Here is a 15,411-nt window from a genome sequence, read left to right as displayed (position 1 = left end):
GACCATGCCGTGCACGATGCTGTCGTGGAACAGGTATTGCCCGACGATGTCCCACTTGAATGCGGGGTTGGTGAAGAGGGCGCTCAGCAGCATCGGCCTCGCGGGGGGAGGCTGCCCCGACCGCCGGGACCCCCGGTGGGAGGGCGCTTCCCCGCGCCCTCCCACCGCGGCCCCACCGGTGCCGGAGACCGGTGTCGAAGCTAGTGGTGGAAGCCGGCGCGGACCGGCACCCCGAGTTCCTGGAGCGGGGCGGGCTGGCGCTTCAGCTCCGGCAGCAGCCGGTTGAGGTCGGCCAGCAGCAGGTCGGCGAGGTCCCGGGAGAAGCCGTTGCGGCAGACCACCCGGAGTACTGAGAGGTCCTCCCGGTTCGCGGGGAAGGTGTACGCGGGCATCTGCCAGCCGCGCTCGCGCAGCCGCCGCGAGACGTCGAAGACGTCGAAGGGCACGTCCTCGGTGGTGGTGAACGCGAACACCGGGAGCTGGTCGCCGTGGGTCAGCAGCCGGAAGCAGCCCAGTTTCCCGATCTCCCCGGCCAGGTAGACGGCGACGTCCCGGCTGGCGCCCTGGACCGCCTTGAAGCCCTCCCGGCCGAGCCGCAGGAAGATGTAGTACTGCGCCGCCACCTGAGCGCCGGGCCGGGAGAAGTTGAGCGCGAAGGTCGGCATCTCGCCGCCCAGGTAGTTGACCCGGAAGACCAGCTCCTCCGGCAGCGACTCGTTGTCCCGCCACAGCGCCCAGCCGACGCCCGGGTAGACCAGGCCGTACTTGTGCCCGGAGGTGTTGATCGAGGCCACCCGGGGCAGCCGGAAGTCCCAGACCAGCTCCGGGTCGAGGAAGGGCGCCACCATGCCGCCGGAGGCGCCGTCCACGTGCACCGGGATGTCCAGGCCGGTGCGCTCCTGGAGCTCGTCCAGGGCCGCGCAGATCTCCGCGATCGGCTCGTACGACCCGTCGAAGGTGGAGCCGAGGACCCCGACCACGCCGATGGTGTTCTCGTCGCACAGCGCGACCGCCTGCTCGGGGCCGAGGTGGAAGCGCTCGCCGTCCATGGGGGCGGTGCGGGCCTCGACCTCCCAGAAGTTGCAGAACTTCTCCCAGCACACCTGGACGTTGACGCCCATCACCAGGTTGGGCCGGGCCCCGGCCGCGTAGCGCTCGGGGTTGCGGCGCATCCAGCGGCGCTTGAGGGCCATCCCGGCGAGCATGCAGGCCTCGCTGGAGCCGGTGGTGGAGCAGCCGACGGCGGTGTCCGGGTCGGGGGCGTGCCAGAGGTCGGCGAGGATGGCCACGCAGCGCCGCTCCAGCTCGGCGGTCTGCGGGTACTCGTCCTTGTCGATCATGTTCTTGTCCAGGCACTCGGTCATCAGCCGGGTGGCCTGCACCTCCATCGAGGTGGTGACGAAGGTCGCCAGGTTGAGCTTGGCGCTGCCGTCCAGCATCAGCTCGTCGTGGACCAGCTGGTACGCGGTGTCGGCCGCGACCGCGCTGTCGCCGAGCCGGTGGACGGGCGGGGCGAGCTCCATCGCGCCGAGCGGGTCGGTGATGCCCAGGAACGGACTGACGTTCAGCCGGCGGTCGCTGCCGGTGCCCTTGTGCAAGGCCATGGGGATGCTGCCGCCCTTCACGTCGGTGGTCGTGTCCCGGCCCACGCTGTCACCGGCCGCCGGGTGACGCATCTGCAGCGGCGGTTTCAGGCCTCCTCCCGGATGTCCTAGGACGACGCGGCCTCCGGGTGGATCTGGTCGCGGGCGGCGCGGTACTGCTGGCGCACCGCCGAGCCGATCGCGAGGTCCTGTTCGCCTTCCGGCTCGACCGTCTCGGCGTCCGGCAGCTCCCACTCCGGGGGCTCCGGGGTGCCCGCCAGCGCCCAGGCGGCCTGCCGGGCGGCGCCGCAGGCGGCGTGGGCGCCCGGCGGGGGCACCACGACCGGGACGCCGAACAGCATCGGGGCGGTGCGCCGCACGGCGGGCAGCCGGCCGGCCGTGCCGAGCAGGAACACCCGCTTGATCCCCACGCCCCGGGCGCGCAGCACGTCCAGTGCGTCGGCGATGTTGCAGAGCATGCCTTCGACGGCGGCCCGGGCCAGGTGCTGAGGGGTCATCGCCTGGGCCCGCAGGCCGGTCAGGGTGCCGGCCGCGTGCGGCAGCGCGGGGGTGCGCTCGCCGTCCAGGTAGGGCAGCAGCACCAGTCCGTAGGCGCCGGGGGAGGAGTGCAGGGCGAGGTCGCTCAGCCCGTCGAGGTCCGTGCCCAGCATGGCGGCGGTGGAGCGCAGCACCTGGGCGGCGTTCAGGGTGGCGACCATCGGCAGGTGGCGGCCGCTGGCGTCGGCGAAGGAGGAGACCAGGCCGGAGGCGTCCACCACGGCCTCCTCGTGCACCGCGAAGATCGTCCCGGCGCTGCCGAGCGAGACCACCGCGTCGCCCGGGCCGAGACCCAGGCCCAGCGCGGCGGCCATGTTGTCGCCGGTGCCGGCCGAGATCAGCAGGCCCTCGGGGGTGTGCCCGGCCGGCTCGGCGGGGCCGAGCACGTCGGGCAGCTTGAGCTCGTGGCCGAGCGCCAGCCCCACCAGGTCCTGCCGGTACTCGCCGGTGATCGGGGACCAGTAGCCGGTGCCGGAGGCGTCGCCCCGGTCGGTGGTGCGGCGCTTGGGGTGGCCGAGCAGCTGCCAGACCAGCCAGTCGTGCGGCAGGAGTACCTCGGCGACCCGGCGGGCGTTGGCGGGCTCGAACTCGGCCAGCCAGCGCAGCTTGGCGATGGTGTACGCCGGGCTGGGCACCGCGCCGATCGCGGCGGTCCAGGCGGCCGGGCCGCCGAGGGCGTCCAGCAGTTCGGCGGCGGCGCCGCCGGAGCGCGGGTCGTGCCACAGGATCGCGGGTCGCACCTGCACCCCGCCCGCGTCCAGGCCGATCATGCCGTGCTGCTGCGCGCTGACGCCGATCGCCCGGACACCCTCCAGCAGGCCGCCGGCCGCGGCGTCGCCGAGCGAGTGCAGCCAGACCTGCGGGTCGGCCTCGCCCGCGCGGAGATCCTGGTCCTCGGGGACGGGATGCGGCGCCTTTCCGGATCGCAGGACGGCGCCGGTGTCGGTGTCGCACGCGACGATCCGGGTGCGGTTGGTCGAGCTGTCTATCCCCGCGACGATGGCCATGTCGAGATCATGCCTCAGCCCGGCCCGGGACGCGTCCGGGCCGGGTGAGCCGTTGCCGGTTCGGAACCCCGGGTTCGGGCCTTCTTCTCCCGGGGCCTGTCTTCGGACTCCCGCACCACCGCCCCGTCACGGGCGGAAGGTGCCCCAGCTGTCGTCCTCCGCCCGGGAGCGGTTGAAGTACGGCACCCGGTCGGTGACCACGTTCGGCAGTCGGTCCCCGACCCGGTCCGCGACCGCGCCGGCGGCCTTCCCGGTGACCGCGCAGGCCTGCTGCCGGGCCCGCTCGGTCGCCCCCCGCACTGCGGGGCTCTGGGCGATCTGCCGGGTGACCTTGGCGATCTGCTCGTAGCGCTGGCGCCCGGCCCGCGAGCCCAGGACGTAGCCGGCCGCGAAACCCGCGGCCAACGACAGCTTCCACATGACGGATCCACCCTCTCCTGGCGGCCTTCTGCCGCATTGCCCTACCCGTTGGTCGGGACGGCGAACCGTCCGCGCCCCCAGCATCTCCCGGAGGTCGTCGCGGGCGCGCGGGGGGCGCGCCGGGACGGCGGTCCGGGGTGGCCGGGGAAAGCGATTGGCGGACCACCCCCCCGAGTGCGCTAATGTATGTCCCGCAGCGAGCGCTGAGGAGCCCGGGAAACGGGAGCCGAAGCGGAAGCCGATCCCCCATAGCTCAATTGGCAGAGCAGCCGACTGTTAATCGGCAGGTTATTGGTTCGAGTCCAATTGGGGGAGCTCAGGAGGAGGCTCTCCAGGGAGTCCGCATCCTGTACGTGGTACGGAAGTCGAGTATCGCGATCCCGCATAGCTCAATTGGCAGAGCAGCCGGCTGTTAACCGGCAGGTTATTGGTTCGAGTCCAATTGCGGGAGCTGCACCGGGTCCGCCCGGTGACTGCTCAGAGCGAAGGCCCCTCGGATGACCGGGGGGCCTTCGTGTTGTCCCGGTCCGGTGTTGCGTCCGTCACCCCCGGCCGTCACCCCCGGCCAGGGGCGCCCGGCCCGGCCGGCCAGGGGTGCCCGGCTCAGGTGGTCGCCTTCCGGTAGAGGTCGGCGACCCGCTGGTCGAAGGTGATGCTGTACGAGGTGCCCGGGCTGTCGCCGCCCTCCTGGTAGCCGCCGATCACGCCGACCACCGTGCCGCTCTCGGTCACCCACGGGCTGCCGCTGGTGCCGTCGGTGTAGCCGCCGCAGTCGAAGCGCTCCTGGGTGGAGCTCTGCGAGCGGGTCTTCACCGCGCAGGTGATCGGCTCGTCGCTCTCGTTTGGGTAGCCGGTCACCGAGACGGCCAGCCCGACGCCCTGGCCGGTCCCGAGCGGGTTGCCGCCGACGGCGTCCTCGATCTGCTTGCCGCCGACCGGGCTGACCGTGAGGAAGGCCACGTCGAAGTCCGGGTCGTCTTCCTGGGCCCAGCGCGGGTCCACGGTGATCGACTGCACCGGCCAAGTCCCGTACGGGGTGTAGCCGTTTCGGTAGCCGGGGGTGAACACCAGGCCGTCCAGCAGGCCGACCCGCTGGTTCTGCACGCAGTGCGCCGCGGTGACCAGCAGATTGTGCCGGGGGCTGCGCACCACGCTCGCGGTGCACGTCCGGGGGCCCTGAGCGGTGTGGATGGACAGGGTGCCGATCCGGTCGCGGGCCGGGCTCGGCTGGGCGACCTCGGCGTTCGGAGGCTTGTCCGGTCCACCGCACGCGGTGCCGGCGGCAAGCAGCAGGGCGGCCAGCGCGGCCGCTGTGGCCGCACGCGCGGGCGGTACCGGGCGGGGGGCCATCCGGGCTCCGTCTCGTTCCTCGGGGCGGGCATCCGGGCCGTGCGTTCCGCCGTTCGTGAGGAAGATCTACCAGGCCGTGCCCGGCGGCGCCACCACCGGGTGTTCGATTCCGGTCCGGTCCGGCGGGTCCTTGCCTGATCCGACAAGGCCCGCCGGACGGGACCCGGCGTCCGTTCAGCCGGTGGCCCGGTCGTAGAGCGCCTGGACCCGGTCGCCGAAGTAGCTGCTGTACGAGGTGTCCGGGCTGTTGCCGCCCTCCTGGTAGCCGCCGATCACGCCGACCACGGTGCCGGTCCTGGTGCTCGGGTCGAAGTCGGTCACCCAGGGGCTGCCGCTGGTGCCGCCGGTGTAGTCGGGGCAGTCGATCCGCAGCTGGGTGGGGCTCTGCTCGGAGGTGGTGTTGGCGCAGGTGATCGGGACGTCGCTGCTGCCCGGGTAGCCGGTGACCCGGACCGGGAGCTGGTAGCCGCGGTTGGCGCCCAGTTTGTTGGCGCCGAGCACTTGCTGCACCTGCCGTCCGTTCTGGGCCTGGACGACCGCGAAGGCGACGTCCATGTCCGGGTCGGCCTTGTCCTTCCAGCGGTCGTCCACGGTGACCGACAGCAGCGGCCAGACACCGCTGGGGGTGTCGCCGCTGCGGTAGCCGGGGGCGAAGACCAGGTCGCTGCGCTGGCCGAGCTTCGGGTCCCAGACGCAGTGGGCGGCGGTGACGATGAGGTTGAGCCCGGCGCTGTCCACCACGCTGGCGGTGCAGAAGTGGTCGCCGTCCGCGTTGCGGGTGAACACCGCGCCGACCAGGCCGTTCAGCACGGTGGGCTTGGCGGTGCGGGTGACCCCGGTGCGCGTGCCGATCGCACCCTTGAGCCGCTGCTTGCTCCAGCCGTGGGTGTTCGGGGAGCCGGAGGCCGAGGGCGGCGCCGAGGTAACGGTCGGGGCGACCCCGCCCGGCCGCGTGGCGGTGGTGCAGCCGGCCGTCGCGAGCACCAGCAGCAGCGCCCCGGCCGCCGCTCCCGTCCCACGCGTCGTCATCAGCCCAGGCTGCCCTGGACCGGCCCCTCGGCGCCAGCCGGGGTGCGCCGCCCGGAGAGGCGCACAGCGTCGCGCACCCGGGTGCGCCCCCGGTGCGCACCACGGGTGATCGACCGGCTATGCTGCCCGGGACGGCTTTGCGTGGCCGTCTGCTGCCGTGGCCGACCACCGGCGCGCGGCGAACCGGGGCGGTAGCTCAGCCGGTTAGAGCAGGGGACTCATAATCCCTTGGTCGTGGGTTCGAGTCCCACCCGCCCCACCTCTGCGACGCGTGACGAGTGTCGTACGACCGTCCGACGAGTGTCGTACGACCGTCCGCGGGCGGGCTCCTGAGCTGGAGCTTCACCGCCCGTGACGACGGAGAGTCTAGAACGCGGCCCCTCTCTTCCGACGGCGGCGCGCCGGAATTCACCCGCCCGTGGGCATCGGCCCCGGAGTCCCGTGATGGCCCTCGGTCGCCCCAGGAACCCCTCGTACGGCCTTCGTCCCGGCTCTGGCATCCTGCGCGAGAAAAGTGATATCACTTTGACAGCTGAAGCGGAGACCCGCGCAGCGCACATTCGCACAGGGGGAGTCGGTCCCATGACCACACCGCGTTCCACCGCAGAGGACGGCCCTGCCGTCGACCTGCCGGTCCCGAAGACCACCGAGCGGGTCATCGCCGGCGCCCCGGGGCTGCCGGTGCTGGGCGGGGCACTGCTCGGCCTGGTCGCCGGGCTCGCCTCCGTCATCACTGGAGGGGTCCAACTGTCCGGAGGGACCAAGGGCTCGGGCATCGCACTGGTGGTCGCCGGGCCGGTCCTGGCGCTGGCCTCGCTGGTGCTGCTGTGCGGGCTGACGGTGGTCTCGCCCGGCTCGGCCCGGGTGGTCCAGCTGCTCGGCGCGTACCGGGGGACCATTCGCGCCGAGGGGCTGAACTGGGTGAACCCGTTCACCAGCCGTCGGTACATCTCCCTGCGGATCCGCAACCACGAGACCGAGACCACCAAGGTCAACGACGCGGACGGCAACCCGATCGAGATCGCCGCCGTGGTGGTCTGGCAGGTCGAGGACACCGCGATGGCCGTGTTCGAGGTGGACGACTACACCGACTTCGTCGCCATCCAGACCGAGACGGCCGTCCGGCACATCGCCACCAGCTACCCGTACGACGCCCACCACGAGGGGCAGTTGTCGCTGCGCGACGGCGCGGACGAGGTCGCCCGCAAGCTCTCCGCCGAGATCGCCGCCCGGGTCGCCTCGGCCGGGGTGCGGGTCATCGAGTCCCGGATCACCCGGCTCGCCTACGCGCCCGAGGTCGCCCAGGTGATGCTCCAGCGCCAGCAGGCCGGGGCCGTGGTGGCCGCCCGACGGCTGATCGTCGAGGGCGCCGTCGGTATGGTCGAGGAGGCGCTGGACCGGCTCGCCGAACGCGACGTGGTGGAGTTGGACGAGGAGCGCAAGGCTGCCATGGTGAGCAACCTCCTGGTGGTGCTCTGCGGCGACCGGGGCACCCAGCCCGTCGTGAACACGGGCTCCCTCTACCAGTAAGGGCGCGGCGTGGCGACGGAACGGAAGAAGATCCTGTTGCGACTGGACCCTTCAGTTCACGACGCGCTGGCCAGATGGGCTGCGGACGAGTTGCGCAGCACCAACGCGCAGATCGAGTTCGTGCTCCGCCGCGCCCTCACCGAGGCCGGCCGGATGCCCAGCGGTGCGGCCCGGCTTCCCCGGCGCGGCCGACCGCCCAAGGAGAGCCCGGAGAACGGAGGTTCCGCCGAGGACTGACCGCGGCGGCCGGGCACCACAGACCCTTCGGAGAGACCGAGATGGACCTGCCCGTCAATCTGCCCGAGAAGCTCTACCTGCTCGCCTACGACCCGCGCCGCGAGCGGACCACCCAGCACTCCTCGCTCAACCTGCTGCTGCAGGCCGCGTCGCTGACTGAACTGCTGCGCCGGGGACTGGTGCGCGAGGACGGCCGGACGCCGGTCGCCCGGGTCCGCGACTCCGCCGCCTCGGTGGGCCTGGACCCCTACAGCGCCCGGCTGCTGGAGCAGATCCGGGAGAAGCGGCCGCACGGCTGGAGCTGGTGGGTCGGCCACGCCAGGAGCGCCGGGCACGACCAGCCGATCCGGTGGGTCCGGGAGGGCCTGGCGGAGGCCGGCTGGATCGACCTGCGCCGGCACCGGGCGGCCGGACTGATCCCGGTCACCCGGGTCATCCTGAAGGACCCGGAGGTGCGCGAGGCGCTGGCGGCCTCCGTCACCGCCGCGCTGAAGAGCCCGCTCAGCCGGGTGGACCCGGCCGACGCGGCGCTGACGGCCCTGGTCGCCGCCGGCCGGCTGCGCTCGGGGCTGAGCTCCCGGCACACCAGGGAGTACAAGGGCCGGATCGCCAAGCTGGCCCCGGCGGCCGGACCGGTCCCGAAGGCGCTCCGGATGGCGCTGGCCTGGCGCATGGCGGGCCACGCGGCGGAGAGCGCGGCCGTGGGCTGACGGGCCGTCCGCGGGGGTGGCGGCCCGTCCGGGAGCCCGGCCGTCGAACAGGCGGCCGGGCTTCGCGCCGCCGGTGGCCCGTAAGCTGGCCGGGTGCCAGGACACGCCCTAGAACCCGCCCTGCTGCCGACCCCGCTGGTGGACTGCACCGACGGGGTCTTCGCCCGGGCCGGGGTGGAGCTGCGGCTCAAGCGGGACGACCTGCTGCACCCGACCGTCCCCGGCAACAAGTGGCGCAAGCTCGGGCCCAACCTGGCCGCCGCCGTCGAGCAGGGCCACACCCGGCTACTGACGTTCGGCGGGGCCTACTCGACCCACCTGCGGGCGGTCGCGGCCGCCGCCGCGGCGCTCGGGCTGGAGAGCGTCGGGCTGGTGCGCGGTGAGGAGCTGGCCGGACGACCGCGCAACTGGTCGCTGCGGGCCGCCGAACAGGCCGGGATGCGGCTGGAGTTCCTCACCCGGGCCGCCTACCGGGAGGCCGCCGGCCGGGCCGGGGGGGAGTACGGGCCCGAGGCCCTGCAGCGCCGCTGGGGCCCCTGCCTGGTGCTGCCGGAGGGCGGCTCCAACGCCCTGGCCGCGATCGGCGCGGCCGCCATCCCGGCCGAACTGCCCGACCTGGGCGGGCGCGACGTGGTCTGCTGCCCGGTCGGCACCGGCGGCACCCTGGCCGGCATCGCCGCGGGCCTGCCGCCGGGCGCGCGGGCGATCGGGGTGGCCGTGCTGCGCGGCGGCGAGGGCTACCTGGAGGCCGAGGTCGCCCGGCTGCACCGGGCCGGGTACGGACGCGAGTTCGACAACTGGTGGATCGACCACGCCCACCACGGCGGCGGGTACGGCAAAGTCCCGCCCGAACTGGCCGCCTTCGCCGGGGAGTTCGAGCGCCGCCACGGCATCCCGGTGGAGCGCCGTTACGTCGCCAAGCTGCTCGCCGCGCTGGCCGACCTGGCCGGGGCGGGCGCCTTCCCGCGCGGCACCCGCCTGACGGCCGTGGTCACCGGCCTACCGGATCCGGAGTAGTCCCGGGGGTCAGGACCCGAAGGTCAGATTGGCACACGGGTCGGTGTCGGCGCCCCGGGTGTTCTCGGCTATGCCGGTCGGGACACCGCCGGGCAGGGTGCCCGGTCCTGCGCTCGGTCCTGCGCTCGGTCCTGCGCTCGGGCCGGTGCCCGGTCCTGCGCTCGGGCCGGTGCTCGGGCCGGTGCTCGGGCCGCCAGTGGGCGTGGCCGACGCGTCGGTGACCGAGTTCAGCTGGGTGCCGGCCGCGTGGTAGTCGGCGCCCAGGGTGACGGTGAGGGAGTCGGCGCCCGGCACCTCGACCGTACGGGCCCCGGGGAAGAGCGCCGCGATCTGGTCGGCGACGGCCTTCTGCGCCGGGGCGTAGCCGACCTCGGTGTGCTGCTTGCCGGGGTCGTTGGCGCCGAGCACGACGTTCTGGAAGCCGCGGCCCTTGAGCGTCTCCGCGCCGGAGCCGGCCAGCCCGGCGGTGCCGACCCCGTTGACCACGGTGATCGGGACGGCGGCCTGCTCGGGGGTGAGCGGCGCGTCGGCGGTGGGGCTCGCGGTCGGGGTGGCGGAGGCGGCCGCGCCGGTCCCGGCGGTGCCCTGGCCGTCCAGGGTGCGGTCCTCCCGCAGCAGCTTCCACAGGGTGTCGGCGTCCGGCTGGACCAGCCGCACCCGCTCCCCGGCGAAGCGCCAGGGGGCGGTCACGAAGGTGACGTCGGAGAGCTTGATGTCCTGCACCGAGCGGGCGAAGTCCACCAGCTTCATCGCGGTGCCGAGCCCCTCGTCCACGGTGAGCGACTTGGTGGCCGCGTCCGCCAGCGGGAGCAGGGTGGGCAGCGAGAAACCCTGGCCCTGCACCTTCTTGATCATCGAGGAGAGGAAGGCCTGCTGGCGCTTCATCCGGCCTATGTCGGAGTTGTCGCCGATGCCGTGGCGCGCCCGCAGATAGTCCACCGCGGACTGCCCGGAGAGCTTCTGCAGCCCCTTCGTGAGGTGGATGCCGTACTCGTTGACGTCGTTGGGCACGCAGGCCTCCACGCCGCCGATGGCCTCGGTCATCGCGGCGGCGCCCTTGAAGTCGACCACGACGGTGTGGTCGACCCGCAGCCCGGTGAGCTTCTCCACGGTGTTCTGGGTGCAGGCCGGGTTGCCCTTGGGGAGCAGGCCGACACTGAACGCCGAGTTGAACATCTGGTCGGTCCGTGGCTTGCTCCAGGTGCCGTCCGCCAGCTTGCAGGACGGGACGGTGACCAGGGTGTCGCGGGGGATCGAGACGCCGACGGCGTGCTTGTGGTCGGCGTAGATGTGTACCAGGATCGCGGTGTCCGAGTTGCCGATGCCTTCCTCGCCGCCGCCCAGCGCGTTGTTGCCGTCGTCCCGGGTGTCCGAGCCCAGCAGCAGCACGTTGACCGGCACCTGGGCACCGGGGGAGGCCGGGACGGGGGCGGGCGGGCGCTCGGTGGCGACGCCGCCCGCGTCGAAGGTGGTGATGTTGCTGTCCAGCCGGTGGTAGAACCAGGCCCCGGCTCCCACGACCGACAGCACCAGAACGGCGGCCAGGCCGATGGCGGTCCGCAGGTAGCGGCGCCGGCGCGTGCTGCTGCTCATCCTCCGTGCCCCCCGTCTTCAGGTATCTCGCGTTCGACGTTCGAACGTTAGACGTTCCGGAGGGCTGTTCGGTTACCTCCGATGGCCGGGGGATTCGACCCGCGGGGCTGTGATGCTGCTCACGCTCCGGGGCCGGAGGCGCCGATGAGCATCCGGCGAAGCAGGTCGCGCAACACCGTCCGCTCCTCCGGGCCGAGCGCGGCGAGCGGCTCGCGGGCGAAGTTGAGCGACTCGCGCAGCTCCTCGGAGGCGGCCGCGCCGGTGTCGGTGGCGGCGACCAGCTTGACCCGGCGGTCCTGCCGGTCGGCCTCCCGGGTGACGAAGCCGCGGGCCTCCAGCCGGTCGACGATGCCGGTGATGTTGGACGGCTCGCAGCTGAGCGTCTGGGCGATGTGCCGCATCGGCAGCGGGCCGCGCCGCAGCAGGGCGAGCACCTTGGCCTGGGCGCCGGTGAGCGAGCGGGCGGCCGCGGCCTCCTCGTACTCGCGGTGGAAGAGCGCGACCAGGTTGGCCATCAGGTCGACGACCTCGCGGGTGATCTCGTCGGACTGCGGCGTGGCGGCCTGGGCCGGCTGAGTGTCCATGGATCAGAGTCTACCTGAAAAGTTGACAAGGTGAACCTTTCATGTCCATCGTTACTTCAGTTGCTCAACCTTTCACCTGTCGAACCCCCTCCGAAGGAGCACCGCCATGGCAGAGCAGGCCGCCCCCGCCACCGCCCGTGAATGGCACCTCGCCGCCCGCCCCCAGGGCTGGCCGGTGTCCACCGACTTCGCCCTGGTCGAGGCCCCGGTCCGGACCCCGGGCCCGGGCGAGATCCTGGTCCGCAACACCCACCTCTCGGTGGACCCGTACATGCGCGGCCGGATGAACGACGTGAAGTCCTACGTCCCCCCGTTCCAGCTCGGCGCGGCCATGGACGGCGGCGCGGTCGGCTACGTGGTCGCCTCCGAGGCCGAGGGTTTCGCCCCGGGCGACGCGGTGCTGCACGGGCTCGGCTGGCGCGAGTACGCCACCCTGGACGCCAAGCACGCGGTGAAGGTCGACCCGCAGGCCGCCCCGCTCTCCGCCTACCTCGGTGTGCTCGGCATGCCGGGCCTGACCGCCTACGCCGGCCTGCTCGCCGTCGGCGGCCTCAAGGAGGGCGACAAGGTCTTCGTCTCCGGCGCGGCCGGCGCGGTCGGCTCGCTGGTCGGCCAGATCGCCCGGCTCAAGGGCGCCTCGCTGGTGGTCGGTTCGGCCGGCTCGGCGGAGAAGGTCGCCAAGCTGGTGGACGAGTACGGCTTCGACGCCGCCTTCAACTACAAGGACGCCCCGGTCGCCGAGCAGCTCGCGAAGGCCGCCCCCGAGGGCATCGACCTCTACTTCGACAACGTCGGCGGTGACCACCTGGAGGCCGCGATCGGCGCGCTCGGCGTGCACGGCCGCGCGGTGCTCTGCGGCGCGATCGCCCAGTACAACTCCACCACCGCGCCCGCCGCCCCGCGCAACCTCGCGATGGCGATCGGCAAGCGGCTGCGCCTGGAGGGCATGCTGGTGCGGGACCACGCCGCCCTGCAGCCGCAGTTCGTCACCGAGGTGGCCGGATGGCTGAAGTCCGGCGAACTGCGCACCGAGGAGACCGTGGTGGACGGCTTCGAGAACGCCGCCGAGGCCTTCATCGACCTGCTGCGCGGCGTCAACACCGGCAAGATGGTCGTCCGCCTGGACGGCTGACTTTGCGTCAGGACGTCGACCGCCCCGCCGCCCCCGCCGGGCGCGCGGGGCGGTTCGCGTGCAGGGCGCAGGGGGCCCGGCCGCACTACCGCATTCCGGTCGGATCTGAAAGTGCGTCATCCATCGTGCGGCGCTGCGCGGTACGGTGGTCCCGCCTGGCGATGGGGCCGTTCGGGGGAGAGATCCAGCCGAGGGGTAGACCTCGTTAAGGATTCGACTAGCATTGAGCGAAAGCCTGTCCGTTTTGCTCAATTTAGTAGCTTAATGTCGGCTAGCGTGGGTAACCGCGGATCAACTGCAGGCACGAGGCAGCTGGGGAAGGCGACCCTCGTCCACAGCCTGGAGGTCCCGGTGACGACACGTGGAGTTCTCTACATCCACTCCGCGCCCCGCGCGCTGTGCCCGCACGTCGAGTGGGCCGTCGCGGGGGTGCTCGGTGTACGGGTGAGCCTGGACTGGATCCGCCAGCCGGCCGCACCCGGGCATTGGCGTGCCGAGCTCTCCTGGCAAGGGGAGCCCGGCACGGCCTCGAAGCTCGCCTCGGCGCTGCGCGGTTGGCAGCTCATGCGGTACGAGGTGACCAGCGAGCCCTGCGCCACGGTGGAGGGCGAGCGGTACAGCAGTACGCCCACGCTCGGCATCTTCCACGCCGTCACGGGAATCCACGGCGACATCCTGATCCCCGAGGACCGGCTGCGCGCGGTGCTGCTGCGGGCCCGCAGCGAGGGGGCCGACCTGGAGGCCGAGATCTCCCGACTGCTCGGCAAGCCCTGGGACGACGAGTTGGAGCCCTTCCGGTACGCGGGCGAGGGCGCGCCGGTGCGCTGGCTGCACCAGGTGGTCTGAGCCCGGAAGGACAAGCGGAAGGGGCCGGCGCTCGCGGAGAGCGCCGGCCCCTTCTCACGTCTGTGGTCAGCGGGTGCGGAAGGCCAGCACCACGTTGTGGCCGCCGAAGCCGAACGAGTTGTTCAGCGCCGCGATCCGGCCCTCGGGCAGCGGCGTGGCCTCGCGCACGATCTTCGCGTCCACGTCGTCGTCCAGGTCGTCGACGTTGATGGTCGGCGGGGCGACCCGGTGGTGCAGGGCCTGCACCGTGGCGACGGTCTCGATACCGCCGGCACCGCCCAGCAGGTGACCGGTCATCGACTTGGTGGCCGAGACGAGGATGTGGTCCAGGTCCTCGCCCAGCTCCTTGCGCAGCGCCTTCAGCTCGGCGGTGTCGCCCTGCGGGGTCGAGGTGGCGTGCGCGTTGACGTGCACGATCTCGGCCTTGTCCAGCTCGTTGCGCTCGAACAGGTCGGCCAGCGCGCGGGCCACACCGGCACCGGTCGGCTCCGGCTGGGCGATGTGGTGGGCGTCCGAGGACAGGCCCTGGCCCACGGCCTCGCAGTAGATCCGGGCGTTGCGCGCCTCGGCGTGCTCCAGCGACTCCAGCACGACCACGCCGGCGCCCTCGCCCAGCACGAAGCCGTCGCGGGCCTTGTCGTACGGACGCGAGGCGCGCTCGGGCTCGTCGTTGTTCTTGGACATCGCCATCATGTTGGCGAACGCGGCGATCGGCAGCGGGTGGATCGCCGCCTCGGTGCCGCCGGCCACCACGACGTCGGCGCGGCCGTTGCGGATCATCTCGATCGCGTAGCCGATCGCCTCGGCGCCGGAGGCGCAGGCGGAGACCGGGGTGTGCACGCCGGCGCGGGCGCCGACCTCCAGACCGACGTTGGCCGCCGGGGAGTTGGGCATCAGCATCGGGACGGTGTGCGGGGAGACCTTGCGGGCCCCCTTCTCGCGCAGCACGTCGTACTGGTCGAGCAGGGTGGTCACGCCGCCGATGCCGGAGGCGATCACGGCGCCCAGGCGCTCGGGGGCGAGCTTGGAGGACTCGTCGGTGGCCGGGGTCTCGAAGCCGGCGTCGGCCCAGGCCTCGCGGGCGGCGATCAGCGCGAACTGGGCGGACCGGTCCAGCTTGCGGGCCAGCGGGCGGGGCAGGATCTCGCCCGGCTCGACGGCGGTGCGCGCGGCGATCCGGACCGGCAGGTCCTGGGCCCACTCCTCGGTCAGGGCCGCCACTCCGGAGCGCCCGGCAACCAGGTTCTCCCAGGTGGTGGCGGCGTCGCCGCCCAGCGGCGTGAAGGCGCCGATACCCGTGACGACCACGGTACGGTTTTCAGCGGTCACTGGTTTCTCTTCTTTCACGTTCGTGCGGGGTCGGCGGCGAGCCGAAGAAGGGCCCGGCCGGGCGCCCGGTGGGGCGTCCCGGCCGGCGGGTCGGCCTGGCTCGGGGAGCCGGGCCGGCGGGTCAGCCGTCCGAGGCGTTCCTGACGCCGGACGGACTGGGAGACTCGAACGAGTCGACCGCTCAGGCGGAGTGGGTGAGGATGTAGTCCACCGCGTCGCCCACGGTCTTCAGGTTCTTGACCTCGTCGTCCGGGATCTTGACGTCGAAGCGCTCCTCGGCGGCCACGACGACCTCGACCATGGACAGCGAGTCGACGTCCAGGTCGTCGGTGAAGGACTTGTCGAGCTCGACGTCCTCCGCCGGGATGCCGGCGATCTCGTTGACGATCTCGGCGAGACCTTCCAGGACCTCGGCCTTGTCCTTAGCCATACTGGCTGCTCCTCTTCGGTGTTGAGCGTGTCCGACCGGCGGCCGAACACAGGCTT

General features: G+C 72.7%; 15 protein-coding genes and 3 tRNA genes. 9 read left to right on the top strand and 9 right to left on the bottom strand.

Annotated elements, in window-relative coordinates:
• Nucleotides 1-200: 200 nt before the first annotated feature.
• The 3 genes from ACWC9T_RS29745 to ACWC9T_RS29735 form a co-directional block, all read right to left on the bottom strand.
• Nucleotides 201-1,604, bottom strand: a complete 1,404-nt coding sequence (locus tag ACWC9T_RS29745) for a glutamate decarboxylase (RefSeq protein WP_449824135.1) — start codon at nt 1,602-1,604, stop codon at nt 201-203.
• A gap of 107 nt (nt 1,605-1,711) precedes the next feature.
• On the bottom strand, nt 1,712-3,148 hold the full coding sequence (locus tag ACWC9T_RS29740) for an FGGY family carbohydrate kinase (protein ID WP_449824133.1): 1,437 nt from the start codon (nt 3,146-3,148) through the stop codon (nt 1,712-1,714).
• 126 nt (nt 3,149-3,274) lie between these two features.
• Nucleotides 3,275-3,568, bottom strand: a complete 294-nt coding sequence (locus ACWC9T_RS29735; protein WP_449824132.1) for a hypothetical protein — start codon at nt 3,566-3,568, stop codon at nt 3,275-3,277.
• A 242-nt stretch (nt 3,569-3,810) separates the two neighbouring features.
• On the opposite strand from ACWC9T_RS29735, the gene ACWC9T_RS29730 reads away from it, so the two are divergent.
• A tRNA-Asn gene (locus ACWC9T_RS29730) sits at nt 3,811-3,883 on the top strand.
• A gap of 63 nt (nt 3,884-3,946) precedes the next feature.
• Nucleotides 3,947-4,019, top strand: a tRNA-Asn gene (locus ACWC9T_RS29725).
• 152 nt (nt 4,020-4,171) lie between these two features.
• Here ACWC9T_RS29725 and ACWC9T_RS29720 read toward each other — a convergent pair.
• Both ACWC9T_RS29720 and ACWC9T_RS29715 read right to left on the bottom strand, forming a co-directional pair.
• The gene (locus ACWC9T_RS29720; RefSeq protein WP_449824131.1) at nt 4,172-4,918 is read right to left on the bottom strand and encodes a trypsin-like serine peptidase; all 747 of its coding nucleotides are present in this window, start codon (nt 4,916-4,918) and stop codon (nt 4,172-4,174) included.
• 174 nt (nt 4,919-5,092) lie between these two features.
• The gene (locus tag ACWC9T_RS29715) at nt 5,093-5,947 is read right to left on the bottom strand and encodes a trypsin-like serine peptidase (protein WP_449824130.1); all 855 of its coding nucleotides are present in this window, start codon (nt 5,945-5,947) and stop codon (nt 5,093-5,095) included.
• A gap of 185 nt (nt 5,948-6,132) precedes the next feature.
• Between ACWC9T_RS29715 and ACWC9T_RS29710 the strand changes: the two genes are divergently transcribed.
• From ACWC9T_RS29710 to ACWC9T_RS29690, 5 genes are all read left to right on the top strand, one after another.
• Nucleotides 6,133-6,206 (top strand) — tRNA-Ile (locus ACWC9T_RS29710).
• Nucleotides 6,207-6,529: 323 nt separating this feature from the next.
• Nucleotides 6,530-7,477, top strand: coding sequence for an SPFH domain-containing protein (locus ACWC9T_RS29705; RefSeq protein WP_449824129.1), 948 nt, complete (start codon nt 6,530-6,532; stop codon nt 7,475-7,477).
• Nucleotides 7,478-7,486: 9 nt separating this feature from the next.
• Nucleotides 7,487-7,714 (top strand): hypothetical protein, encoded by a 228-nt coding sequence (locus ACWC9T_RS29700; protein WP_449824128.1) that lies wholly within the window; start codon nt 7,487-7,489, stop codon nt 7,712-7,714.
• A 41-nt stretch (nt 7,715-7,755) separates the two neighbouring features.
• Nucleotides 7,756-8,424, top strand: coding sequence for a GOLPH3/VPS74 family protein (locus tag ACWC9T_RS29695; RefSeq protein ID WP_449824127.1), 669 nt, complete (start codon nt 7,756-7,758; stop codon nt 8,422-8,424).
• 93 nt (nt 8,425-8,517) lie between these two features.
• Entirely contained in the window at nt 8,518-9,441 is a 924-nt protein-coding gene (locus ACWC9T_RS29690; protein WP_449824126.1) for a 1-aminocyclopropane-1-carboxylate deaminase/D-cysteine desulfhydrase, read from the top strand.
• A gap of 9 nt (nt 9,442-9,450) precedes the next feature.
• On the opposite strand, the gene ACWC9T_RS29685 is transcribed toward ACWC9T_RS29690, so the two are convergent.
• The gene (locus ACWC9T_RS29685) at nt 9,451-11,034 is read right to left on the bottom strand and encodes an LCP family glycopolymer transferase (RefSeq protein ID WP_449824125.1); all 1,584 of its coding nucleotides are present in this window, start codon (nt 11,032-11,034) and stop codon (nt 9,451-9,453) included.
• Between the two features lie 119 nt (nt 11,035-11,153).
• Nucleotides 11,154-11,618 (bottom strand): MarR family winged helix-turn-helix transcriptional regulator, encoded by a 465-nt coding sequence (locus tag ACWC9T_RS29680; protein ID WP_449824124.1) that lies wholly within the window; start codon nt 11,616-11,618, stop codon nt 11,154-11,156.
• A gap of 106 nt (nt 11,619-11,724) precedes the next feature.
• On the opposite strand from ACWC9T_RS29680, the gene ACWC9T_RS29675 reads away from it, so the two are divergent.
• Entirely contained in the window at nt 11,725-12,750 is a 1,026-nt protein-coding gene (locus ACWC9T_RS29675; protein ID WP_449824123.1) for an NADP-dependent oxidoreductase, read from the top strand.
• Between the two features lie 351 nt (nt 12,751-13,101).
• Complete coding sequence (locus ACWC9T_RS29670; protein ID WP_449824122.1) at nt 13,102-13,596, top strand: DUF3145 domain-containing protein; 495 nt, start codon at nt 13,102-13,104, stop codon at nt 13,594-13,596.
• Between the two features lie 66 nt (nt 13,597-13,662).
• Here ACWC9T_RS29670 and fabF read toward each other — a convergent pair whose 3' ends face one another.
• Together fabF and ACWC9T_RS29660 are read right to left on the bottom strand one after the other, a co-directional pair.
• Nucleotides 13,663-14,925: a beta-ketoacyl-ACP synthase II gene (fabF, locus tag ACWC9T_RS29665; protein WP_449824121.1), complete on the bottom strand. Its 1,263-nt coding sequence runs from the start codon at nt 14,923-14,925 to the stop codon at nt 13,663-13,665.
• Between the two features lie 181 nt (nt 14,926-15,106).
• Nucleotides 15,107-15,355, bottom strand: coding sequence for an acyl carrier protein (locus ACWC9T_RS29660; RefSeq protein ID WP_355669419.1), 249 nt, complete (start codon nt 15,353-15,355; stop codon nt 15,107-15,109).
• Between the last annotated feature and the right edge of the window lie 56 nt (nt 15,356-15,411).

Source organism: Kitasatospora sp. NPDC001159 (genome assembly GCF_053598235.1).
The sequence above is the reverse complement of the archived record's forward strand: the minus strand, read 5'-3'. Positions and strand labels throughout refer to the sequence as shown.

Bases quoted from the DNA above. Each gene is read 5' to 3' on its own strand.
- ACWC9T_RS29705 (WP_449824129.1), top strand. From the start codon at position 6,530: ATGACCACACCGCGTTCCACCGCAGAGGACGGCCCTGCCGTCGACCTG.
- ACWC9T_RS29675 (WP_449824123.1), top strand. From the start codon at position 11,725: ATGGCAGAGCAGGCCGCCCCCGCCACCGCCCGTGAATGGCACCTCGCC.
- ACWC9T_RS29660 (WP_355669419.1), bottom strand. From the start codon at position 15,355: ATGGCTAAGGACAAGGCCGAGGTCCTGGAAGGTCTCGCCGAGATCGTC.
- ACWC9T_RS29720 (WP_449824131.1), bottom strand. From the start codon at position 4,918: ATGGCCCCCCGCCCGGTACCGCCCGCGCGTGCGGCCACAGCGGCCGCG.
- ACWC9T_RS29735 (WP_449824132.1), bottom strand. From the start codon at position 3,568: ATGTGGAAGCTGTCGTTGGCCGCGGGTTTCGCGGCCGGCTACGTCCTG.
- ACWC9T_RS29715 (WP_449824130.1), bottom strand. From the start codon at position 5,947: ATGACGACGCGTGGGACGGGAGCGGCGGCCGGGGCGCTGCTGCTGGTG.
- ACWC9T_RS29740 (WP_449824133.1), bottom strand. From the start codon at position 3,148: ATGGCCATCGTCGCGGGGATAGACAGCTCGACCAACCGCACCCGGATC.
- ACWC9T_RS29695 (WP_449824127.1), top strand. From the start codon at position 7,756: ATGGACCTGCCCGTCAATCTGCCCGAGAAGCTCTACCTGCTCGCCTAC.
- ACWC9T_RS29680 (WP_449824124.1), bottom strand. From the start codon at position 11,618: ATGGACACTCAGCCGGCCCAGGCCGCCACGCCGCAGTCCGACGAGATC.
- ACWC9T_RS29745 (WP_449824135.1), bottom strand. From the start codon at position 1,604: ATGGCCTTGCACAAGGGCACCGGCAGCGACCGCCGGCTGAACGTCAGT.
- ACWC9T_RS29685 (WP_449824125.1), bottom strand. From the start codon at position 11,034: ATGAGCAGCAGCACGCGCCGGCGCCGCTACCTGCGGACCGCCATCGGC.